We start from the raw sequence: 22,142 nt of genomic DNA on the forward strand, positions 1-22,142 counted from the left end.
CGAGATCCGGAAAGCGGCACGCCCTGCCGCAAATATTTTTTCGCCGGATCTCAGGCCGGTCCCACCGTGACCCAGAAACGCGTGGCCCGGCGCACGCGCACCGGCAGCGCGCCCTGCAGCGCGGCCAGCGTGGCATCGCTGTCGTCCAGCGAGAACACGCCCGAGACGATCTGCCCGGCCACGGCCGGGTCGCAGCGCAGCACGCCACGGCGGTAGCGCGACAGCTCGGCCAGAAAGTCTTCCAGGCGCATGCGCTCGGCCACCAGCAGGCCGCGTGTCCAGGGGGCATCGCCCTGCGGCGGCAAGACGCCGGCCTGCACCGTCTCGGCGCCGAAGTCTGCCCACTCGCCGGCCTCCACGCGGCGCGACGGCCCCTGCAGCGGAGCGACGGCCACCGCCCCCTCGAATACTTCGACCCGGTCCCGCCCCGCTGCGCCGCCACCGTCCAGACGCACGGAAAACCGTGTCCCCAGCGCCTGCAGCGTGCCCCGGGGAGTCTCCACTATGAAGGGGCGATGCGCGCCGGCCGGATCCGACGCCGTGCGCACATGGATGGCACCCGCTCGCAGCAGCAGGCGGCGTTCCGTGGCCGTGTAGCGCAGGTCCAGCGCGCTGCCTGTGTCCAGCGTGACCACGGAGCCGTCGGCCAGTCGGTGCTCGCGCCGCTCGCCCGTGCCCGTGTGCAGCGCGGCCAGCTGACCGCTGCGCTCCAGTGCGCCATGACCGGCATAGAGCGCCACGCCCGTGCCCGCGCCCCAGGCCAGCACGCGCAGCGCCTTGCGCCTCCCGGCCGCGGGCGCACGCGCCGTGCGCAGCGTGCGCGAGGCCAGCTGCGGCGGCACGGCCTGCAAGCGCTGCTGCATTTGCATCAGCTGCTGCCAGGCCTCCTCGTGACGGGCATCGGCCGCGCGCCACGCGGCCAGGGCCTGGTGTTCGGCCTCGGTGGCGCTGCCCGACAGCAGCACGGCCATCCAGTCGAAGGCCTGGTCCAGGGCCTCGGTCGGGTCGGCGGCAAGGAGTCCGGTGGCGGTGTGCGTCATTCCATCAGCGCCTGGAAACATGCCTGCAGCGCATCGCGCATGTGCTTGCGCACCGTGCGCTCGGCCGTGCCCACGCGCGGGGCGATCTCGGCATAGGTCAGGCCCTCGAACTGCGAGAGCATGAACACCTCGCGCACGCGCGGCGGCAGCGCATCCAGCATGGCGTCCACACGCACCAGGGTCTGCAGCGCAATCGCCCGCTCTTGGGGCGAAGGCGCAAACGATTCGGGCAGCAGCGCCAGCGCCTCCAGATAGGCGGCCTCCAGCCTGCGCCGGCGCAGCAGGTCCACCACCAGTCCCTTGGCGATCTGCACCAGGTAGGCGCGCGGCTCCTCTTCCTGCCGGGGCAGGCGGCGCGAGACGATCAGGCGCACCCAGGTGTCCTGCGACAGGTCCGCAGCGTCGCAGGCGTTGCCCATGCGGCGCCGCAGCCAGCCCAGCAGCCAGGGCTGGTGGGCGACATAGAGCGATTGGATGGGGTCGGGAGCGGAGGGTGATGAGTGAGGCATCGGGGCAAGGCGCCATGGAGTGCCACGGCGCCAAAGACGAATGGTTCTTATTATCCATTCATCCCGGCGCCCTCCGCCCGCGCCGCAGTCGCCTACCAGCGATAGGTCACGCCTGCGGATACGGTGCGCGCCCTGCCGTAGTAGCAGCCAAAGGCGTAGTTGCAGCTGGAGACATAGTTCTTGTCGAACAGGTTCTGGACGTTGATGGTGCCCTCCAGCCCGCGCAGGCTGGCGTCGATCAGGCCCAGGTCATAGCGCAGCGCGGCATCGAAGACCAGGTAGGCCGGCGTGCGGAAGCTGTTGGCGGAGTCGCCGAAGGCGCTGCCCGACCAGCGCGCGCCCGCTCCCACGCTCAGGCCCGCATGCAGGTGGTGGTTGACCCACAGCGAGGCGCGCCAGCGCGGCGTCGAGGCCCATTGCTTGCCGATTTCTTCGGCATCGTTGGACCGCAGGGTGCGCATGTCGGCGTAGCTGAAGCCGCCGGCAATGTCCCAGGCCGCGCCCAGGCTGGCCTTGATCTCCATTTCCGCGCCCCGGGACTGCACCTCCCCGGTTTGCACCGAGTAGCCGGGGTGCTCGCGGTCCGTGGTGGTGAGATTGCGCTGGCGTATGTCGAACATCGCCAGGCTCAGCAGCAGGTTCTTGCCGGGTGGCTGGTACTTCACGCCCGCCTCGATCTGCTTGCCCGTGGTGGGATCGAAAGGCCGGCCATGGAAGTCCGTGCCCACGATGGGCACGAAGGACTCGGAATAGCTCAGGTAGGGCGCCACGCCGTTGCCGACCAGCCAGGTCACCCCCGCACGGCCCGTGAAGGCCTTGTGGTCCTGGCGGGTGCGCGTGGCCTCCATGAGGTCCTTGTTGTCGATGCCGGCCCAGTCATGGCGTCCGCCCACGGTCAGCACCAGATCGCGCCAGCGCATCTGGTCCTGCAGGTAGACCCCGGTCTGATCCACGGTGTTGTCCCAGCGTGTGGTCAGTGTGGGCGCAGCCGTGGGCAGGCCGTAGTCGGGCGCATACAGGTCGATGGGGGCAGAGGCGTAGTCGTTGTAGCCCTCGTACTTGCGCGAGAAGCGGCGGTAATCCACCCCGCCCAGCAGCGTGTGGCTCACGGGGCCGGTGCTGGCCTTGACCTCCAGGTGGTTGTCCAGGCTCAGCACGCTGTTGTGCTGCGCCCAGTCCAGCTTGGTGCGGGTGGCGCGGCCGTAGTCGATGGCTCCCTCGGCGTCGCGCGCAAAGGCGCGCAGGTAAAAGCCCTTCCAGCGGTCACGCACGTCGGTGAAAAGCAGCTTTTGCCGCCAAAGCACACTGTCGTTGAAGCGGTGCGCGAAGTCGGCGCCCAGCACGGCCTGGTTGCGCCAGAAGTCGTTGTAGCCAGGCTGGCCGTTGAAGAAGCTGCGGCTGATCCTTTTGCCGTCAGGTCCCTCGAACAGGCTGCCCACGGCCGGCATGGCCTGGTAATCCCACACGCCCTGGTCGCGCTGCAGTTGCGCATACAGGGTCAGCGAGGTGCGAGCATCGGGCCGCCAGGTCAGGCTGGGGGCCACGAACAGGCGGCTGCTGCGCGTGTGGTCGGCCTGCTGGCCACCGCCATTGGCCACAGCCACCAGGCGGTAGAGCAGACCGCGCTCGGCATCCAGGGTGCCGGAGAGGTCCAGCGCCGCATCAGCGCGCCCGTGGCTGCCCACGCCCAGCCGCACCTCGCGCACGGGTTCGGCCACGGGCCGCTTGCTGACCAGATTGATCACGCCGCCGGGCTGGTTCTGCCCGTAGAGCACCGAGGCCGGGCCCTTGAACACCTCGATGCGCTCCAGGCTGTAGGGCTCGATCTGGGCGGCACCTCCCAGGCTGCCCGCATACGGCAGGTAGGCGCCATCGAGGTACAGCGATGCCGGAGAGAAGCCGCGCGAGGCGGTTTCGTCGGCCTGCATGTAGTTCTCGGTATAGCCCGAGGAATCCACGCCCGGCGTATAGCGCAGCGCCTGGGAAACGCTGATGGCGCCCCGCGCGGCGATCTCGTCGGCGGTGACCACGTTGATGGTCTGGGGCACCTCGACGATGGCCGTATCGGTCTTGGAGCCTGCCGTGCTGCGCCGCGCCACGTAACCGGCCACCGGGCCTTCGCCGCCCACCTCCTCGGCGCGCGCGGTGACGATGACGGGCGCCAGCTCCATCCCGCTGCCGGCCGGCAGCTGCCGGACCTGCTCCACGCGCCGCAGCGCATAGCCGCCGCCGGCCTGGCGCACGGCCTGCCAGGCGGTGCCGGCCAGCAGCGCCTCGAAGGCAGCCTCCACCGTGTAGCTGCCGCGCAGTCCCGCGCTGCGCTGTCCGGCCGTCTGCTCGGCCGTGAAGATCAGGGCCACGCCGGCCTGGGCGGCCGTGCTGCGCAAGGCGGCATCCAGCGGGCCGGCAGCGACGTCATAGCTGCGCTGGGCCTGGGCCAGCACGGCGGCGGGCATGAGCGCGATGGCCAGCGCCAGCGCGGGGCGGGGCATGAAAAGGGGTTGCATGGTCCTGGGTTCTCCCTGTGTTCCGATATCGAAAATCAAAGCTCTCGGAAACAAGGAAGCGCGGCGCGGGAAATCGGGTCACCCCCGGCGCAAAAAAAGCGAAAAGGAAGAAAGAGCCTCAGCCGCGCGCCTGCGCAGGCTCCACCACCACCCACCAGCGCGTGCGCCAGCGCAGCTGCACGGGCAGCGCACCGGGCAGCATGGCCAGCACGGCGTCCGTGCCATCGATGCCCCCTTCGTCCAGCGGGAACACGCCCGAGAACCGCAGCCCGGCCACGGCCGGATCGGCATGCAGCCAGCCGGGGCGGTAGCGGTTGAGCTCGGCCAGGAAGTCGTCCAGGCGCTGGTTGTCCACCCACAATTGACCCCGGCTCCAGGCGTCATCCGCAGGGCCGGCCGGCTGCACCGTGCCCCAGCCCGTGCGCGTGAAGTCCATGGCCTCGCCCGCCTGCAGGCGCCGTGCGGATGCGCCTGTGCCGGCCGGGCGCAGCTCCACGGCGCCCTCGAACACCGCCACGCGCGCACCTGCCTGGCTGCTGCGCACCATGAAGCGCGTGCCCAGGGCGCGCACGCGGCCGTGGGCGGTCTCCACCACAAAGGGCAGATCGCCCAGCGCACCTGCGGGATGACCGGTGGTGAACAGCGCCTCGCCGGCCAGCAGGCGCAGCCGGCGCTCGCTGCCGTCGAACTGCAAGGCCACGGCGCTGCCGGGGCCCAGCAGCATGTCCGTGCCGTCGGGCAGGCTCCAGCGGCGGCGCTGCGTGCCGGTGGAGTAGTCGGCCGCCATCTGCTGCCACTGCGGCGTGCGGCTGGCCAGCCAGCCCCCGCCCGCCGCCGTGCCCAGGCCCGCGAACAGGCCCAGCAGGCGCCGCCGCGCAGCCCGGGGAGCAGCGGACAGGCCGCGATAGCCCGCGCCACCGGCATTGAGCCCCGTCAGCGCGCCCGTGACGGCCTGCAGATGGGCCCAGGCGCGGCCATGGTCGGCGTCTTCATCGAGCCAGCGCTGCCAGCGCGCCCGGTCGGCGGCCGATGCCTGGCCCGATTGCAGCAGCGCAAACCAGCCGGCCGCCGCCCGCGCCACGCCGGCCGGCAAGGGCCGGCCCAGCGCCTGGGGCGCCTGGATACTGCTGCCGGGTAGCGGCGTGGCGCTGGACAGGCGCCGAGGATCGGAAGGAGGCACCGGCGCCATCAGGACAGCGCCAGCACGAAGCAGCGCTCATAGCCCTGGGCCAGGTAGCGCTTGACGCTGGTCATGGACACGCCCAGGCGCGTGGCGATGTCCGCATAGCTCAGGCCTTCGAGGTGAGCCAGCAGGAAGGCCTCGCGCACCTTGGGCGCCAGCGCGTCCAGCGCCTGGTCCACGGCCTGCAGTGATTCGAGCGCGATCAGCCGCTCTTCGGGCGAAGGGGCAAGTTCAGCGGGCAACAAGGCCAGGGTGTCGAGATAGGCGCGCTCCAGCAGCCGGCGCCGGTGCTGGCGAATCACAAGATGGCGGGCCACGGTGGCCAGAAAGGGGCGCGGCTGCTCGATGCGGCCGGCCATGCCCGAGGTGATCACGTTGACGAAAGTGTCGTGCGCGATATCGGAAGCCTCGAACACATTGCCCAGCCTGTGGCGCAGCCAGCCTTGCAGCCAGCCGTGGTGTTCGACATAGAGGGTGTGTACAGGATCGGCCGGTGCGCGCATGAAAAGACGGACGCGCCCCGGACTGGCGTGCCGCAGCGCTGAAGCTCGTTTGAGAATGGTTCGCATTCTAAACACGAGCCGTGCGCTCACTGAAACCGGCGCGGCCCAAGACCAGAGACACCAAGCAAGGGCCGCCCCGCCGCGAGGGTGTCGTCCCCCTCCCCCGCGAAGCGGGTAGAGAGGGGGAAGCGGCGCAGCCGCTCAGGGGGTGCTAAAAATTCTCGTGTGCACCCAGATAGCGCCACTGGCCCACAGGCAGATTGCCCAGCGTCACGCGGCCGATGCGGATGCGCTTGAGGCCCACCACGCGCAGGCCCACCAGTTCGCACATGCGGCGGATCTGGCGCTTCTTGCCTTCGGTCAGCACGAAGCGCAGCTGCTCGGGGTTCTGCCAGTCCACCTTGGCGGGCTTGAGTTCCTCGCCGTCCAGCGACAGGCCATGGCACAGGCGTGCCAGCTGCTCGGCCGGGAACACGGATTGCACGTCGATGTCGCGGTCGCCGTAGGTCACGCGTACCAGGTACTCCTTGTCCATCTCCGAGTCTTCGCCAATGATCTGGCGCGCCACGCGGCCATCCTGGGTCATGACCAGCAGGCCCACGGAATCGATGTCCAGCCGGCCGCAGGGCGCCAGGCCCTTGAGCTGCGCGAAGTTGAAGCGCGTGCGGCTGGTGTCCTGGTTCCAGTGGTTCTGGGGAGTGACCAGGACCACGGCCGGCTCGTGGCCATCCTCGGCCTGTCCGCTGACGTAGCCCATGGGCTTGTGGATCAGGATGGTGACCTGCTGGTCCTGGCGGTCACGTGCCTCGCGCTCGACCGTGATGCGGTCGGCGGCCACCACGTTCTGGCCCATGACGGCGAGTTCGCCGTTGACGCGGACCCAGCCCTTGTCCACCCACTCGTCGGCCTCGCGGCGCGAGCACAGGCCCATGTCGGCCAGGCGCTTGTTGATGCGCACGGCGCCCGGAACCTGCTCCTGCACGGGCGCGGGGGCACGCTTGACGGGAATCTCGCGGCTGGCGCCACCGTCGGCGGGACGGTAGGTGCGGATGCCGCTGAGCGGACGGTAGGCGGGTTCGGCCTGGGCCGGCGCATCGCGGCGCGGGCCGCGGGCGTCATCACGGCGGGGACCGCGCGCATCGTCGCGGCGGGGGCCCCGGGCGTCGTCACGGGGGCGATCACGGAAGCCGCCTTCCCGGGGGCCGTCACATTGCCCATCACGCGGACGCTCGTCGCGCTGGCCATAGGGCCGGTCGCGGCGATCATCCGGGCGGGGCGGACGCGGGGGACGGGAGTCGCGCATGTCGCCCGCATGGCGCGTGTCACGCGCATCACGGGGATCGCGCTGCTCGCGCGGGGCACGGTTTTCGCCGCCGCCCTGGCCACGCCAGTCGCCACGCGGCTGGGAACGGTCCAGGTCCTCGGCACGGCCGAAACCGCTGCTGCGCGGGCGCTGATCACGGGCGTCGCCGCGGGGTGCCGCATCACGGGCATCGCCGCGAGGGCCTGCGTCACGGCGGTCGGAGCGCTCGTAGCGTTCATTGCGCCCGCCGCGGTCATTGCGGTCATTGCGGTCATTGCGGTCGTTGCGGTCGTTGCGCGGGCCGCGTGCGCCCGCAGATCTGCCTGCGCCACCAGAGGGGCGGCGGGCATCGCCAGCCGGCTCGGCCTGTGGCTTTTCGGGGCGGCGCAGCACAGGTCGCGCGGAGGGCGCTGCCGCCTCGTCGGCGCCGGGCCGGGACGGTTTGGAAGAAGTAGGGGATGACATTAGGCCGCCATTGTCGCGCGGCACGGCCTGCAGCGGCAGCGCCCTGCGGCCAATACGGGCATTGCGCTCGGCTATCGGCCCCGCGCTGCCCCGGCCCGCCGGGACCCCTGCGCGGTCCCGCAGCGAAGCGCCTGCACGAAGGACGGCACACCCGTTGTGCGAGCCCGATTCCCGTCCATTGCAATGCACCTGGCCCCCAGGCCCATCCCATTCGCTGTATCCGTCGCGATATGCATATTCATATGAATCCCCAATGAAAGATGGATCAGGATGAATCAACTCGCCACGAAAATTCGCCATCCGGCCAATGAAAAAATAACAGCCCATGGCATTGAATATGTAAAAAACTGTATTTCTCACGAGCGCATTCATTCATTTTCCATTGCAAACCAATCCATTGGGCTTGCCATTTCCCATGTATCTCCCCATAGAATGGCGCCCGTCCAGAGACAGGGGCTCTCTTTCGAGACAACAGCCCTGCGCGCAGCGCCCGCTGCGGCATCCAGACCATCACGCCCGGAATCCCGCCTCATTCAACAAGGAAAACCATGAGCGATACACCCAACCTATTGAATTCCATGCCCTTGAAAGAACAATTCAAGGCGCTGCTCATCACCAAAATGGACTTGACGGGAATCGAGTGGTCCGATATGGAGACCGCCATCGGCCCGAATGCCGACAAATACCGTCCGCTGTGGGAGCGCATGGTCGGCGGGAAAAAGGGATTCTTCGCCGCACTCAGTCCCTGCTGGACGGCCATTCCCTTCATGGGCGTGTCCTGGGCCATTGCCCGCCGCGTCTACGCCTATGCCGTGGTGGCCTTCATCACCCTGTTGATCATCAACCTGCTGATGCCCGGCACGGGCGGCGCCGGCCGCGTGCTCGGCATCGCGGTGGCGATTTCCTTCACTGTCAAGCGCACCTACCTGCAGTGGCTGGTCACGCGCGTACAGCAGGTCAACCAGATGGGCCTGGCGGGCGCTGCGCGTGAAGAGGCGCTGCGCCAGATCGGCGGCCTGGACCAGAAGAACGGCTGGATCTCCTTCGGCGTGCTGCTGGCCATCGGCATCGTGCTGGCCGCCTTCTGAAGCGCCAGGCCCGCAGATCAGCGGTCCACGGGCAGCCGGTCGCACAGGGCCACCAACTGCGCCAACTGGGGGCCCACATCCCGGATCAGCGTGCGGGCCGGCATGCGCAGGCCCGGCACGGCGCAGTTGAACAGCAGCCGGCGCGACCCGTAGCGGATGCGGGAGGCCGCACCCACTGCGCACACGCCCAGGCCGGAGTCGCCCATGTTGACCGCGAAGCCCCGGGCGGCATAGTGCGCCAGGCTTTCGCTGGCGTTGTCCCTGCAGCGCGCATATTCCTCGGGCCGCTGGCTGCGCACGCGGTCCAGGAAGCGCTGCAGTTCCCCGGCATCGAGCTGGGCAAGCCCTGCCCGGCCCATGGCCGTTTCCAGCACGCCGCGAACCGCGCCCACGCCGGGGCGCTTGAGCGTGCCGCCTTCCCAGGCGCAGGTATCCAGGTAGACCACATCCAGGTCCATGACCACGCCCACCGATACCGCCCCCTTCACGCGGTCGGCCAGGGCCTGCATGGGCAGGCGCAAAGGCCCCAGCAGCGGCGTGTTGATCACATAGGGGTAGCCCAGGGCGACGGCGGCCGGGCCGACGAAATAGCGGTCCAGCCGCTCGTCATGGTCCAGGTAGCCCATGGTCTGCAGGCTGCGGCACAGCCTGGACACGGTGGGGCGCGGTAGGCCCAGGCGGCGGGCCAGCTCGCTGTTGGCATGCGGGCGCGGGTCGCTGACGAAGCACTGCAGGATCATCAGCCCCTTGGCCAGCGTGCCCGCGAAATACGGGTCCTGCTCGCGGATGCGGCAGACATCCTGCGAGTCCTTGGGTTGGTGGGCAATGGGGGCGTGGGGCACGGCGCCATTGTGCGGACTGCGGCCACGAGGCCGCAACTGCGTTTCAATAATTGAAACAGCATTGCCGCCTTCCCGGCCGCGCTTCCTACAGTGCGGCCCATGAACCACGCCCCAACCTCCACCCCCCAGCCCGCCGACGCCCGCCTGCAGGCGTTGATTGCAGACATCCGCCATTTCGTGCGCCACCGCTGGCATCCGCTGGAGGATCAGATCGAGCGCGATGACGAGATCCCGCCCGCCGTGGTCCAGGAACTGCGCGACAAGGGCTATTTCGGCTGGAGCATTCCACAGGCCTACGGCGGCCTGGGCCTGAGCACCGAGGAGCTGGTGCGCTGCGCCTTCGAGCTGTCCCAGGCCTCGGTGGCGCTGCGGGCCCGCGTGGGCACCAACACCGGCATTGGCTCCGAAGCCCTGGTGGCCGACGGCACCGAGGCGCAAAAGCAGCGCTGGCTGCCGCGCATGGCGCGCGGCGAGCTCACGGGTTGCCTGGCGCTGACCGAGCCGGACGCGGGCTCGGAGGCGAGCAACATCCAGACCACGGCGCGCCGCGAGGGCGACCACTATGTGCTCAACGGCAGCAAGCGCTTCATCACCAATGCGCCGCTGGCCGATGTGTTCACCGTCATCGCCCGCACCGGCGAAGGCAGCACGGGCAGCGAGGGGCTGACGGCCTTCTTCGTGGAGCGCTCGCCGGGCCTGGTGACGGGCCAGCCCTATCGCAAGATGGGCCAGGCGGGCTCGCCCGTGTCCGACGTGCATTTCCAGGACTGCCGCGTGCCGGCCGACCAGATCATCGGCGGGCGCGAGGGCCAGGGCTTCAAGACCGTGATGAAGGTGCTCAACAAGCAGCGCCTGCACCTGGCCGCGCTGTGCACGGGGCCGGCGATCCGCATGCTGGACCTGGCGCTGGCCCATGTGCGCCAGCGCGAGCAGTTCGGCCAGCCGGTGGCGAACTTCCAGCTGGTGCAGGCCATGCTGGCCGACAGCCGCACCGAGATCTTCGCGGCGCAATCCATGATCCTGGAGGCCGCCCGCGCCCGCGACCGGGGCGAGGACGTGGCGCTGTCCGCCTCCATGTGCAAGTACTTCGCCTCCGAGATGTGCGGCCGCGTGGCCGACCGCGCCGTACAGATGTTCGGCGGCGCGGGCTATGTGGCCGACTTCAGCCCCATCGAGCGCTACTTCCGCGACGTGCGCCTGTTCCGCCTCTACGAAGGCACCAGCCAGATCCACCAGCTCAACATCGCCAAGCTCATGCTGCGCGAGAGCGCCTGACACCGGAGGCCCCCATGACACGCCCCCTCACCTCGAAGCACCTGGCCAACCTGGGCCTGCTGGCCGCGCTGTGTGCCTGCGCGCAGGCTGCCCAAACGGCCCAGGCGGCACAGACGGCCCAAGCGGCTTTTCCCGATCGGCCCGTGCGCGTGATCGTTCCCTTTCCCGCAGGCGGCAGCACCGACCTCGTGGCCCGTGCCCTTTCGGTGGAACTGGGCAAGGCCCTGGGACAGCCCGTGGTGGTGGAGAACAAGCCGGGCGCGGGCAGCCTGGTCGGCTCGGAACTCGTGGCCCGCGCCGCGCCCGACGGCTACACCCTGCTCATGGCAGGCCTGAGCAATGTCTTCCTGCCCCATGTGCACGCCAACCTCAAGTGGAATCCGCTGACCGACTACGAGTACATCGGCCTGGTGGCCGACCTGCCCAACGTCATCGCCGTCAACGCCAAGACCCCCTACCGCACGCTGGCCGAACTGGTGGCGGCCGACAAGGCCAGGCCCGGCACGCTGTCCTTCGGCTCGGCCGGCACGGCCACGCCCTCGCACCTGGTCTGCGAGATGGTCAACCACCGGCTCGGCACCAAGATGCAGCACCTGCCCTACAAGGGCAACGCCCCGGCCGTCAACGACCTCATGGCCGGCCACATCCCGGTGATGTGCAACAACCTGGGCGGCACCCTGCCCTACATGCAGGGCGGGCAGATCCGCATCCTGGCGCAGACCGGCAAGAGCCGCTCGCCCGCCGCGCCCGACATTCCCACCTTTGCCGAGCTGGGCGTGGCCGGGCTGGACACCGGCCTGTGGGTGGGCCTGGCCGCACCCAAGGGCACGCCGCAGCAGATCGTGGCCACGCTCAACCAGGCGCTGGCCAAGGCCATGGCCTTGCCCGAGACACGCGACAAGCTGGCGCGCCTGGGCGCCACGCCGCTGCCCACGCAGGCGGCGGACTTCCACCAGCGCGTGGCCGAAGACCGCCGCGCCTGGGAGCCTGTGCTGAAGAACGTGGACCTGAAAGGCAACTGATGCAGCGCCAAGGCTATCCGCTGGAGGGTGTGCGCATCCTCGACATGGCCACGGTGCTGGCCGCGCCCTTCTCGGCCACCCTGTGCGGCGACCTGGGCGCCGACGTCGTCAAGCTGGAGCTGCCCGGCGGCGGCGACACGCTGCGCAGCCTGGCCCCCGTGCACGACGGCCACGCCGTGTTCTGGAAAACCGCCAACCGGGGCAAACAGGGCATCTCGCTGGACGTGCGCAAGGCCGAGGGCCGCACGCTGTTCCTGCGGCTGATCGAGGATTTCGACGTGCTCGTGGAAAACTTCCGCACCGGCACGCTGGACCGCTGGGGGCTGGACCTGGCCACCTTGCATGCCCGCAACCCGCGCCTCATCGTGCTGCGCCTGACGGGCTTCGGCCAGACCGGCCCCTATGCGCGCCGGCCGGGCTTTGCGCGCATCTTCGAGGCCATGAGCGGCTTCGCCCACCTCACGGGCGAGGCGGGCGGCCCGCCCCAGCACATGAACTACCCGCTGGGCGATGCCGTGGCCGGGCTGTTCGGCGCCTTCTCCATCGCGGCCGCACTGGCCGAGCGCAATGCAAAGCCTCCAGGCGAACGGCGCGGCCTGGAGATCGACCTGTCGGCCACCGAAGCCATGCTGCGCCTGCTGGACCCGCTGGCGGCCGAATTCCAGCTGGGCGGACAGGCGCGCAGCCGCACGGGATCGTGCGCGGGCTACACGGCGCCCTCCAACGTCTACCGCACGCGCGACGGCGCCTGGCTCACCGTGGTCGCCACAGGCGATGCCATCTTCGCGCGCCTGTGCCAGGCCATGGACCGCGCCGACCTGGCCGCCGACCCGCGCTTTGCGGACAACGCCGCGCGCATCCGCCACCTGCAGGCGCTGGATGCGCTGATCGTGCAATGGTGCGCAGGCCTGGACTGCACCCAGGCCATGGCCGCGCTGGCCGCGCACGACATCCCGTTCAGCAAGGTCTGTTCGGCCGAGGACTCGCTGCAGGACCCGCATTTCGCGGAACGCGGCAGCTTCATCGCGCTGCCCGACCCCGACCTGGGCCCCCTCACCGCCCCCGCGCCCGTGCCACGCTTCACGGGCCGCCAAGCCCCTTCGCCCCGCAGCGGCCCGGCCACCGGCCAGGACAATGCATGCATCTATGCGGCGTTGGGGCTGGATGCGCAGCAGCAGGAGAGGCTGCGGCGCGAGGGCGTGATCTGAAGGTATGCAGTGCTGGCGTCAGATGGCCAGCCGTGCGGCCAGCAGGTCCGCCTGCTCGGCGAACTTGCGGGGATGGGACGTGCGCAGCTGCGCCAGGTTCTGCACCTTCCATCGCACGCCGGGCAGGTGTTCGAGATGGGCGATGTCCAGCGCCGGCCAATCGGGGACTCCTGCGGCCAGCGACAGCAAAAAGCGCCGCTCGCTGGCATCCAGCCCTTGCTGGAGCTCCCGCAGCAACCGCTCGCGTGCTGCGAGCAGAGATTGCAGCGGCACTGGCTCGGCCGTCATGCCCCGGAAGTTGTTTTCGAAATCGTGCCGGACATCACGCAAGGGAGGAAACAGCACTTCGTGCAACGGCCGGTTGCTACAGGCCAGATAGACCACGAACGCGCGCCGGATGCCAGGAGTGATGCCGCCGTGCGCGAACAGCTGCATCACATCGAACAGATCACGCGGGTGCTGCCGATCCAGGGCGGCCACAAGCTTGCCGCCGTACACGTCCTCTGCGGAGACCACGGGAATCTCCAGGTCGGCCATCAGCACATCGCGCGCAGCGGGCGTAAGCGATGCCCGCCGTACTGGCAGCACCGTGCCCCGCATGACATAGTTCACTTCGATCTTGACCTGCACGGAACCACGGCGCACCAGCAGCTTGGTCTGGCCCGCTGCAGCCACCGGCGCATGGGTCTGGAAGCCCCGCTTCGTCAGGCGTATAGCCGCTTGCCGGATGGCCTCATTGATCTGTTGCAGCGCCTCATCGCGCGACGGCCTGTGGTCGGGAAACACCAGGTCCGGATCAACGGACAGACGCGGCATATCGCGCACGAACAGGTTGATCGCGGTTCCGCCCTTCAGCGCGAACGTGTCATCCACAAACACCAGCGGCGCGACCTGTGTCAACAGGCGCGCAGTGTCGAGATAGGTCTGGTTCATGGCTTGAGCACCAACAGGCCATCGGCCGACCGGGACACCCAGGGCCTGTCGCTTCCCGTCGGCAGCGAGGCCGTCTCCAGCCTGGCGACCCAGGGCAGCGCCCCCTCGCGCCCGAGTTGAAGGCACAGGCGCACGGTCTTGACGCTGGTGCAGCGCTGCAGAAGTTCACGCAGCACATCGGCGCGCAGGCTGTACGCGCTCTCCACCAGCTCCCTGGCTTCCTGCAGCGGCTGGCGCACGCCCACATCGCTCAGAAGCTCCAGCAGTGCACGCTCCGGCGCCGAGACCTGGGCGGCACCGCTGCGTTGTTCGAAGGGCCCGACATGCAGCAAGGCACCGGGTTGCTCGTCGAACAGCCTCTTGCGGTGGTATTCAGCGGGAAAACGCTCGGTGAACCATGGCGGCAGCTGCCCGGCGGCCCAGCCATACAGCTGCAGCACCGGCTGCTGCGCCACATACTGGCGCATGCCGTACCAGTCCAGCGCCGACTTGCCCCCCACATGCAGGCCCTCCAGGCGGCGCTGCAGCACGCCCAGGCTCGGATGCAGGGCCAGGCTGTCGTTGGGCCGGCAGAAGACCCCCCGCATCAGGCGCTTCAGCCAGCCCGCGCGCACGTAGTGGACAGCCAGGTCTGCGGAGATGCCCAGCCCTGCCAGATCCTGCGAGGTGATGGGTGTGCCCGCAGGCAGCTGCGTGTAGAGCGCGTTTAATTTGCTTACCCCGGTCGTAGTCATGCTGCGATTCAAGCACTTATTCCAAACACGGGCAACTTTGATATTTCCTTCCAATCGTAGTTCTACTACGATTTTCAATACTTTTCAAAATTTCATGGCGACATGCATCGGTACTGGTCCATGCCGATGGGTACGGCGCCAAAGCGGACGCCGCGCATGCTCAGGCCGCCCGCCGCGCCGTCGCAAACAGCCCGCTGCGCAGCGCTTCCAGGTCGAGCACGCGCAGGCCGCCGTACTCCACGACGATGGCGTTTTCGCGCTGCAGCACGGACAGCGCCTCGTTGACGCGCTGGCGTGACAGGCCCACCAGGTAGGCCAGCTCCTGCTGGGTGATGCGCAGCACCTCGCCCACGCCCGGGTACAGCAGCGGGTGAAAGAGCGCGGCCAGGCTGCGGGCCACGCGCAGGTCGGGGTTGGTGAGGCGGTCGATTTCGCGGGCCGAGATGAACTGGCCCAGGCGCTCGTTGAGCTGGCTCATGACGAAGCGGTTGAAGCCGATGGAGTGGTCCAGCAGCCAGTGGAAGGTGTCGATGGGCAGGCCGGCGACCACGCTTTTGCGGATGGCCTGCACGTTGTAGCGGTAGGGCTCGCGCTTGACGGCCGTGCCCTCGCCGAACCAGCCGCCCGGAGGCAGGCCGGCCAGCGTCATGCTGGCGCCATCGGCGCCATCGGTGTTCATCTTGAGCAGGCCTTCGACCACACCGAACCAGTAGGTGGGTGCGCGGCCGGTGCGGCAGACGTAGTCGCCGGACTGTGCGTCGCCGACGACCAGCGCCTTGTGCGCGCGCTCGCGCTCGGCGGGCTGGAGCAGGGCCAGCCAGGGAATGCCATCGAGTTCCTCGGGTCGGGGCGCACGGCGGCGCTGGTGCAGTGACAGTTCTTGGCTCATGGAGTCGCGGCGAGGGTGCGCGGATGAATCAACAAAACCACCCAAGCATTGCCCGAGGCCAGTGGCTGGCGTGAGCGGGATTTCCAGAAGGACGGCGACCCGCTGCGAACGGGCTGGAGCGCAAGCCCCCCAACGGGCAATGAGACCGTTTTGGCACCATTTGTTACGGCGCGTTTTCCCGATGATGAGTTTCCCGAAGATTGTCGTCAAACAGACACCACGGCGTCAAAGCCAGTCCTACGATGCAGTCCAAGCCGGTGGGTCTCAGCCTGGGCATTTGCACCACGCGGCCACCATCCACGAACAACCAAGGACATGGAATGACGACCACGTTCCCGCACCTGCTGCTCCAGCATGCTGCCCAGCGCCCACAGGCACCGGCGCTGCGCGAGAAGGAATACGGCATCTGGCAGACCTGGAGCTGGAGCGAGGCCGCGCAGACCGTGCGCCACATGGCCTGCGGCCTGGCGGCGCTGGGCCTGGCACGCGGCCAGAATCTGGCCTTCATCAGCGACAACCGGCCCCATGTCTACATGGGCTTCCTGGCCGTGCAGGCGCTGGGCGCCGTGCCGATCCCGCTGTACCAGGACGCGGTGGCGGCCGAGATGCGCTTCGTCATCGAGGATGCCGAGATCGACTTCGCCTTCGCCGAGAACCAGGAGCAGGTGGACAAGCTGCTGGAGGTGCGCGAGAGCGTCCGCGGCCTGGGCCACATCATCTATGACGACCCGCGCGGCCTGCGCCACTACGACCAGCCGGGGCTGATCAGCACCGAGGCGCTGCTGCAAAAGGGCAAGGAATGGGAGGCCGCCCACCCGGGCGCCTGGGATGCCATGCTGGCGGCGCTGTCGCCCGACGACGTGTCCGTCATCCTCTACACCTCGGGCACGACGGGCAAGCCCAAGGGCGTGTGCCAGACCCACCGCAGCTTTGGCGAGTCGGCACGCGGCGGTGTGCAGGTGGACCGCCTGGGCCCTGGCGACAACGTGATCTCCTACCTGCCTCCGGCCTGGGTGGGCGACCACCTGTTTTCCTTTGCGCAGTGGCTGGTGGCGGGCTTCACCATCAACTGCCCGGAGTCGGCCTCGACCGTGTCCATCGACCTGCGCGAGATCGGCCCCAGCTACTACTTCGCGCCGCCGCGCATCTTCGAGGGCATGCTGACCTCGGTGTCCATCCGCATGGAGGATGCCGCGCCGTTCAAGCAGTGGATGTACGGCCGCGCCATGGCCGTGGCGCGGCGCGTGGGATCGGACATCCTGGACGGCAAGAAGGTGGGCGCGCTGGACCGCCTGAAGTACGCGCTGGGCGACCTGTGCATCTACGGCCCGCTGCGCAATGCCATGGGCCTGTCGCGCATCCGCGTGGCCTATACGGCGGGCGCGGCCATCGGGCCCGAGCTGTTCCGCTTCTTCCGCTCCATCGGCATCAATCTCAAGCAGCTCTACGGCCAGACCGAGACCTGCGCCTATGTGTGCATACAGCGCGACGGGCAGGTGGAACTGAGCAGCGTGGGCCAGGCCGCACCGGGCATCGAGCTGAAGATCGCCGACAACGGCGAGGTGCTGCTCAAGGGCGTGTCCGTGCTCAAGGAGTACTACAAGCGCCCCGACGCCACGGCCGAGGTGGTGGATGCTGACGGCTGGTTCCATACGGGCGATGCCGGCGTGATCGACGCCAGCGGGCAGCTGCGCATCATCGACCGCGCCAAGGACGTGGGCAAGACCAGCCGGGGCGCCATGTTCGCGCCCAACTACATCGAGAACAAGCTCAAGTTCTTCCCACAGATCAAGGAGGCGGTGTGCTTCGGCCACGGCCGCGACCAGGTCTGCGCCTTCATCAACATCGACTACGAGGCCGTGGGCAACTGGGCCGAGCGCCAGGGCCTGCCCTATGGCGGCTATGTGGACCTGGCCTCGAAGGCCAAGGTGCTGGAGATGGTGGCCGACTGCGTGGCCCAGGTGAACGCCGACCTGGCCGCCGAAGCCGGTATGGCCGACACGCAGGTGGCGCGCTTCCTGGTGCTGCACAAGGAGCTGGACCCCGACGACGACGAGCTGACCCGCACGCGCAAGGTGCGCCGCGGCTTCATTGCCGACAAGTACGGCGTGCTGGTCGATGCGCTGTACACGGGCAAGCGTGAGCAGTTCATCGAGACCCAGGTCAAGTTCGAGGACGGCCGCACCGGCAGCGTCAGCGCCACGCTGTCCATCATCGATGCCAAAACCCATTCGGTGGCTGCCACCGCCAGGGCCTGACCGGAGCCGCTGACATGACCCACAAGAAGATCGGCGATGTCATCCTCGACATCAAGAACATCAGCCTGCGCTTCGGCGGGGTGAAGGCGCTGACGGACATCTCGTTCGATGTGCGCGAGCACGAGATCCGCTCCATCATCGGCCCCAACGGCGCAGGCAAGAGTTCGATGCTCAACTGCATCAACGGCGTGTACACCCCGTCCGAGGGATCGATCACCTTCCGGGGCAAGACCTTCAGCCACATGAACAGCCGCCAGGTGGCCGAGATGGGCGTGGCGCGCACGTTCCAGAACCTGGCGCTGTTCAAGGGCATGAGCGTGATCGACAACATCATGACCGGCCGCAACCTGCAGATCAAAAGCGGCATCCTGATGCAGGCCCTGCGCCTGGGCCCGGCCCAGCGCGAGGAGATCCGCCACCGCGAGTTCGTCGAGCACATCATCGACTTCCTGGAGATCCAGGCCTACCGCAAGACCCCCGTGGGCCAGCTGCCCTACGGTCTGCAAAAGCGCGTGGACCTGGGCCGCGCCCTGGCCATGCAGCCGCAGGTGCTGCTGCTGGACGAGCCCATGGCCGGCATGAACGTGGAGGAAAAGCAGGACATGTGCCGCTTCATCCTCGATGTGAACGACGAGTTCGGCTCCACCATCGTGCTGATCGAGCACGACATGGGCGTGGTCATGGACATCAGCGACCGCGTCGTGGTGCTGGACTACGGCAAGAAGATCGGCGACGGCGCACCCGACGAGGTGCGCCAGAACGAAGACGTGATCCGCGCTTACCTTGGCACCAGCCACTGAGGGGACTGACATGGGATTTTTTCTGGAAACCTTGTTCGGCGGCCTCATGGTAGGCACGCTGTACGCGCTGATCGCCATCGGCTTCGTGCTGATCTTCAAGGCCTCGGGCGTGTTCAACTTCGCCCAGGGCGCGATGGTGTTGTTCTCGGCCCTGGCCATGGCGCGCTTTTCCGAGTGGATCCCGAAGTGGATCGGCATGGAGCCGGGCTGGTTCACCAACCTGCTGGCCATCTGCGTGTCGCTGGCCATCATGGTGGTCGTGGCCTGGGTGATCGAGCGGCTGGCGCTGCGCCACCTGGTCAACCAGGAGCCCATCACGCTCTTGATGGCCACGCTGGGCATCGCCTACCTGCTCGACGGACTGGGCCCGATGATCTTCGGCAGCGCCGTCTACAGCATCAACGTGGGCATGCCCAAGGACCCCATGTTCATCCTCGACGGCCTGTTCGAGGGCGGCGTGCTGCTGAGCCAGGAAGACCTGTATGCGGCCTGCATCGCCGCGCTGCTGGTGGCCGCGCTCAGCGTGTTCTTCCAGAAGACCAAGACCGGCCGCGCGCTGCGCGCCGTGGCCGACGACCACCAGGCGGCGCAGTCCATCGGCATCCCGCTGTCGCGCATCTGGGTCATCGTCTGGTCGGTGGCCGGCGGCGTGGCCCTGGTGGTGGGCATCATCTGGGGCTCCAAGCTGGGCGTGCAGTACTCGCTGTCGCTGGTGGCCCTGAAGGCCCTGCCCGTGGTGATCCTGGGCGGCCTGACCTCGCTGCCCGGCGCCATCATCGGCGGCCTGATCATCGGCGTGGGCGAGAAGCTCTCCGAGGTCTACCTGGGCCCCATGGTCGGCGGCGGCATCGAGACCTGGTTCGCCTACGGCCTGGCCCTGTGCTTCCTGCTCGTGCGGCCCCAGGGGCTGTTCGGCGACAAAATCATTGATCGCGTTTGACCGTTACGGAGAACCTGCACATGTTTTATCGTGAGAACGGTCAATTCAAGACGACCTACGCATCCGACCAGCAGATCTTCGGCGTCGCCCAGGACCGCTGGGCCATCGTGGCGCTGCTGGCCGTCGCCTTCCTGGTGATTCCCTTCAGCGTCAGCGACTACACCTTCCAGGCCGTGCTGATCCCCTTCCTGATCATGTCGCTGGCGGCGCTGGGGCTGAACATCCTGGTCGGCTACTGCGGCCAGATCTCTCTGGGAACGGGCGCCTTCATGGCCGTGGGCGCCTATGCGGCCTACAACCTGCAGGTGCGTTTCGAGGGCATGCCGCTGCTGGTGGCCCTGATCGGTGGCGGCGTGCTGGCCATGGTCTTCGGCGTGATCTTCGGCCTGCCCAGCCTGCGCATCCGCGGCCTGTACCTGGCCGTGGCCACGCTGGCCGCCCAGTTCTTCGTGGACTGGCTGACCAGCCGCGCCGCCTGGGTGACGAACAACTCCTCCTCGGGCTCGGTGAGCGCGGGCCCGCTGTCCATCATGGGCTGGAAGATCGACACGCCCATGGAGAAGTACCTGCTGTGCCTGGGCATCCTGTGCCTGCTGGGCCTGGCCGCCAAGAACCTGGTGCGCGGCGCCATCGGCCGCGAATGGATGGCCATGCGCGACATGGACGTGGCCGCCAGCGTGATCGGCATCCGCCCGACCTACGCCAAGCTCAGCGCCTTTGCCGTGAGCAGCTTCATCGTCGGCGTGGCCGGCGCGCTGTGGGGCTTCGTACACCTGGGTGCCTGGGAGCCTGCGGCCTTCAGCCTGGACCGCTCGCTGCAGCTGCTGTTCATGATCATCATCGGCGGCCTGGGTTCGGTGGTCGGCAGCATCTTCGGCGCGGCCTTCTTCGTGCTGCTGCCGCTGCTGCTCACCCAGGTGCCTCACTGGCTGGGCCTGCCGCTGTCCACGGCCACGGCGACCTACCTGGAGCACATGATCTTCGGTGCGCTGATCGTGTTCTTCCTGATCGTGGAGCCGCACGGACTCGCGAAGCTGTGGGCAACGGCAAGGCAAAAGCTTCGCGTCTGGCCCTTCCCGCATTGATATGACACCCCCTGAGTCGCTTCGCGCCTTCCCCCTCTCTACTCGCTACGCGAGGGAGGGGGACGACACCCTCGGTGCGGGGCGGCCCTTCCTCGGTGTCCCTGACCTGGGGCTCGCCAGTTCCACAGATGGCGCCAGGAAACATGGAATGTTTGATTCTGATCGAGACAGGGCGCCACAGAGTGCCGGATAACCGGGGAATCTTCCCCAGCCAACTAGGAGACAACGTCATGATGTTCAAGAAAGTCGCCATCGCCGCCGCCACCGTCGCAGCCGGAATCGGCGGCCTCGTGGCCGCCCCCGCCGTCCAGGCCCAGGACCAGTTCGTGCCGCTGCTGGTCTACCGCACGGGCCAGTTCGCTCCGCTGGGCATTCCATGGGCCGATGGCAAGCAGGACTACATCAAGCTGGTCAACGCCAAGGGCGGCATCAATGGCGTGAAGATCGCCTACGAGGAATGCGAGACGGCCTACGACACGGCCAAGGGCGTGGAGTGCTATGAGCGCCTGAAGGGCAAGGGCGGCGGCGCGGCGGGCTTCGATCCGCAGTCCACCGGCATCACGTTCGCCGTGACGGACAAGGCGCCCGGCGACAAGATGCCCATCATCACCACGGGCTACGGCCTGTCGCAGTCGGCCGACGGCAAGGTCTTCGAGTGGAACTTCCCGCTGCTGGGCAACTACTGGACGGCGGCCGACTCCATCATCCAGGACATCCTCAAGAAGGAAAAGGGCAGCCTCAAGGGCAAGAAGATCGCCCTGGTCTACCACGACTCGCCCTATGGCAAGGAACCCATTCCGCTGCTGCAAAAGCGCGCCGCCAAGGAAGGCTTCGACCTGACGCTGCTGCCCGTGACGGCGCCCGGCGTGGAGCAGAAGTCCACCTGGCTGCAGATCCGCCAGCAGCGCCCCGACTACGTGCTGCTGTGGTCGGCCGGCGTGATGACGCCCACGGCCGTGCGCGAGGCGCAGGCCACCGGCTACCCGCGCGAGAAGATGTACTCCATCTGGTGGGCCGGCTCGGACCATGACGTGAAGGACATCGGCGCCGGCGCCAAGGGCTACAACACCGTGACCATCCACAACACGGCCGAGCACGACAAGGTGCACGACGAGGTCAAGGCCATGGTCTACGACAAGGGCCAGGGCACGGCCACCGACGCCAAGGAACTGGGCGCCATGGCCCATACGCGCGGCATGGTGATCTCCATGCTGCAGGTGGAGGCCATCCGCACGGCACAGGAAAAATACGGCAAGGGCAAGGTCATGACCTCCGAGCAGGTGCGCTGGGGCCTGGAGAACCTGAACCTCACGCAGGAGCGCCTCAACGAGCTGGGCTTCGGCAAGATCATCCGCCCCGTCAAGACCAGCTGCGACAACCACCTGGGCACCGACTGGTCGCGCATCGCCCAGTGGGATGGCGCCAAGTGGAAGGTGGTCTCCGACTGGTACCAGGCCGACAAGTCCATGGTCGAACCGCTGGTCAAGGAGTACGCGGACAAGTACGCCAAGGAAAAGAACGTAAAAGCTAGAACTTGCACCCCCTGAGGCGCTTGCGC

General features: G+C 68.2%; 20 protein-coding genes. 10 read left to right on the forward strand and 10 right to left on the reverse strand.

Going from position 1 to position 22,142, the window contains the following annotated elements:
• Positions 1 to 50: 50 nt before the first annotated feature.
• The 6 genes from AC5I49_RS19150 to AC5I49_RS19175 form a co-directional block, all read right to left on the reverse strand.
• Positions 51 to 1,040 carry a FecR domain-containing protein gene (locus AC5I49_RS19150; RefSeq protein WP_464183163.1) on the reverse strand — a complete coding sequence of 330 codons (990 nt, stop codon included), beginning with the start codon at positions 1,038 to 1,040 and terminating at the stop codon, positions 51 to 53.
• On the reverse strand, positions 1,037 to 1,549 hold the full coding sequence (locus AC5I49_RS19155; RefSeq protein WP_047218485.1) for a sigma-70 family RNA polymerase sigma factor: 513 nt from the start codon (positions 1,547 to 1,549) through the stop codon (positions 1,037 to 1,039). Before AC5I49_RS19155 ends, AC5I49_RS19150 begins: the two co-directional genes overlap by 4 nt.
• 92 nt (positions 1,550 to 1,641) lie before the next feature.
• On the reverse strand, positions 1,642 to 4,056 hold the full coding sequence (locus tag AC5I49_RS19160; RefSeq protein ID WP_495789742.1) for a TonB-dependent siderophore receptor: 2,415 nt from the start codon (positions 4,054 to 4,056) through the stop codon (positions 1,642 to 1,644).
• Between the two features lie 118 nt (positions 4,057 to 4,174).
• Positions 4,175 to 5,245 (reverse strand): FecR domain-containing protein, encoded by a 1,071-nt coding sequence (locus AC5I49_RS19165; RefSeq protein WP_392450318.1) that lies wholly within the window; start codon positions 5,243 to 5,245, stop codon positions 4,175 to 4,177.
• Positions 5,245 to 5,742, reverse strand: a complete 498-nt coding sequence (locus AC5I49_RS19170; RefSeq protein ID WP_016451916.1) for a sigma-70 family RNA polymerase sigma factor — start codon at positions 5,740 to 5,742, stop codon at positions 5,245 to 5,247. The genes AC5I49_RS19165 and AC5I49_RS19170 overlap by 1 nt, the downstream gene beginning before the upstream one ends.
• Before the next feature lie 211 nt (positions 5,743 to 5,953).
• On the reverse strand, positions 5,954 to 7,882 hold the full coding sequence (locus AC5I49_RS19175) for a pseudouridine synthase (protein WP_495789743.1): 1,929 nt from the start codon (positions 7,880 to 7,882) through the stop codon (positions 5,954 to 5,956).
• On the opposite strand from AC5I49_RS19175, the gene AC5I49_RS19180 reads away from it, so the two are divergent.
• Both AC5I49_RS19180 and AC5I49_RS19185 read left to right on the forward strand, forming a co-directional pair.
• Positions 7,781 to 8,062 (forward strand): hypothetical protein, encoded by a 282-nt coding sequence (locus AC5I49_RS19180; protein ID WP_495789846.1) that lies wholly within the window; start codon positions 7,781 to 7,783, stop codon positions 8,060 to 8,062. The two genes, AC5I49_RS19175 and AC5I49_RS19180, sit on opposite strands and share 102 nt — an antisense overlap.
• Positions 8,059 to 8,598 carry a hypothetical protein gene (locus AC5I49_RS19185; protein ID WP_016446585.1) on the forward strand — a complete coding sequence of 180 codons (540 nt, stop codon included), beginning with the start codon at positions 8,059 to 8,061 and terminating at the stop codon, positions 8,596 to 8,598. Before AC5I49_RS19180 ends, AC5I49_RS19185 begins: the two co-directional genes overlap by 4 nt.
• Before the next feature lie 17 nt (positions 8,599 to 8,615).
• Here AC5I49_RS19185 and AC5I49_RS19190 read toward each other — a convergent pair whose 3' ends face one another.
• Positions 8,616 to 9,440 carry an IclR family transcriptional regulator gene (locus AC5I49_RS19190; RefSeq protein ID WP_495789744.1) on the reverse strand — a complete coding sequence of 275 codons (825 nt, stop codon included), beginning with the start codon at positions 9,438 to 9,440 and terminating at the stop codon, positions 8,616 to 8,618.
• A gap of 99 nt (positions 9,441 to 9,539) precedes the next feature.
• On the opposite strand from AC5I49_RS19190, the gene AC5I49_RS19195 reads away from it, so the two are divergent.
• Genes AC5I49_RS19195 through AC5I49_RS19205 form a run of 3 tightly spaced genes read left to right on the forward strand, consistent with a single transcriptional unit; the run spans position 9,540 to position 12,945 of the window.
• On the forward strand, positions 9,540 to 10,715 hold the full coding sequence (locus tag AC5I49_RS19195) for an acyl-CoA dehydrogenase family protein (protein WP_464183174.1): 1,176 nt from the start codon (positions 9,540 to 9,542) through the stop codon (positions 10,713 to 10,715).
• A gap of 14 nt (positions 10,716 to 10,729) precedes the next feature.
• A complete protein-coding gene (locus AC5I49_RS19200; protein ID WP_016446588.1) occupies positions 10,730 to 11,737 on the forward strand; it encodes a Bug family tripartite tricarboxylate transporter substrate binding protein in 1,008 nt (335 codons plus the stop codon).
• Positions 11,737 to 12,945 carry a CaiB/BaiF CoA transferase family protein gene (locus tag AC5I49_RS19205; protein ID WP_495789745.1) on the forward strand — a complete coding sequence of 403 codons (1,209 nt, stop codon included), beginning with the start codon at positions 11,737 to 11,739 and terminating at the stop codon, positions 12,943 to 12,945. The genes AC5I49_RS19200 and AC5I49_RS19205 overlap by 1 nt, the downstream gene beginning before the upstream one ends.
• Positions 12,946 to 12,963: 18 nt before the next feature.
• Here AC5I49_RS19205 and AC5I49_RS19210 read toward each other — a convergent pair whose 3' ends face one another.
• The 3 genes from AC5I49_RS19210 to AC5I49_RS19220 all read right to left on the reverse strand — a co-directional run bounded on the left by AC5I49_RS19210 (position 12,964) and on the right by AC5I49_RS19220 (position 15,501).
• Positions 12,964 to 13,878 carry a nucleotidyl transferase AbiEii/AbiGii toxin family protein gene (locus AC5I49_RS19210; RefSeq protein ID WP_495789746.1) on the reverse strand — a complete coding sequence of 305 codons (915 nt, stop codon included), beginning with the start codon at positions 13,876 to 13,878 and terminating at the stop codon, positions 12,964 to 12,966.
• The gene (locus AC5I49_RS19215; RefSeq protein ID WP_495789747.1) at positions 13,875 to 14,612 is read right to left on the reverse strand and encodes a type IV toxin-antitoxin system AbiEi family antitoxin; all 738 of its coding nucleotides are present in this window, start codon (positions 14,610 to 14,612) and stop codon (positions 13,875 to 13,877) included. The genes AC5I49_RS19210 and AC5I49_RS19215 overlap by 4 nt, the downstream gene beginning before the upstream one ends.
• Before the next feature lie 160 nt (positions 14,613 to 14,772).
• Positions 14,773 to 15,501 carry a Crp/Fnr family transcriptional regulator gene (locus tag AC5I49_RS19220; protein WP_016446592.1) on the reverse strand — a complete coding sequence of 243 codons (729 nt, stop codon included), beginning with the start codon at positions 15,499 to 15,501 and terminating at the stop codon, positions 14,773 to 14,775.
• 320 nt (positions 15,502 to 15,821) lie between these two features.
• Between AC5I49_RS19220 and AC5I49_RS19225 the strand changes: the two genes are divergently transcribed.
• From AC5I49_RS19225 to AC5I49_RS19245, 5 genes are all read left to right on the forward strand, one after another.
• Complete coding sequence (locus AC5I49_RS19225; protein ID WP_017405426.1) at positions 15,822 to 17,759, forward strand: AMP-dependent synthetase/ligase; 1,938 nt, start codon at positions 15,822 to 15,824, stop codon at positions 17,757 to 17,759.
• Between the two features lie 14 nt (positions 17,760 to 17,773).
• The gene (locus tag AC5I49_RS19230; RefSeq protein WP_013804350.1) at positions 17,774 to 18,559 is read left to right on the forward strand and encodes an ABC transporter ATP-binding protein; all 786 of its coding nucleotides are present in this window, start codon (positions 17,774 to 17,776) and stop codon (positions 18,557 to 18,559) included.
• A gap of 10 nt (positions 18,560 to 18,569) precedes the next feature.
• Positions 18,570 to 19,499 (forward strand): branched-chain amino acid ABC transporter permease, encoded by a 930-nt coding sequence (locus AC5I49_RS19235; RefSeq protein WP_016446594.1) that lies wholly within the window; start codon positions 18,570 to 18,572, stop codon positions 19,497 to 19,499.
• A gap of 20 nt (positions 19,500 to 19,519) precedes the next feature.
• A complete protein-coding gene (locus tag AC5I49_RS19240; protein WP_016446595.1) occupies positions 19,520 to 20,584 on the forward strand; it encodes a branched-chain amino acid ABC transporter permease in 1,065 nt (354 codons plus the stop codon).
• Between the two features lie 230 nt (positions 20,585 to 20,814).
• Positions 20,815 to 22,131: an ABC transporter substrate-binding protein gene (locus AC5I49_RS19245; RefSeq protein WP_016446596.1), complete on the forward strand. Its 1,317-nt coding sequence runs from the start codon at positions 20,815 to 20,817 to the stop codon at positions 22,129 to 22,131.
• Positions 22,132 to 22,142 lie beyond the last annotated feature (11 nt).

It is taken from the genome of Delftia sp. (assembly GCF_059499305.1).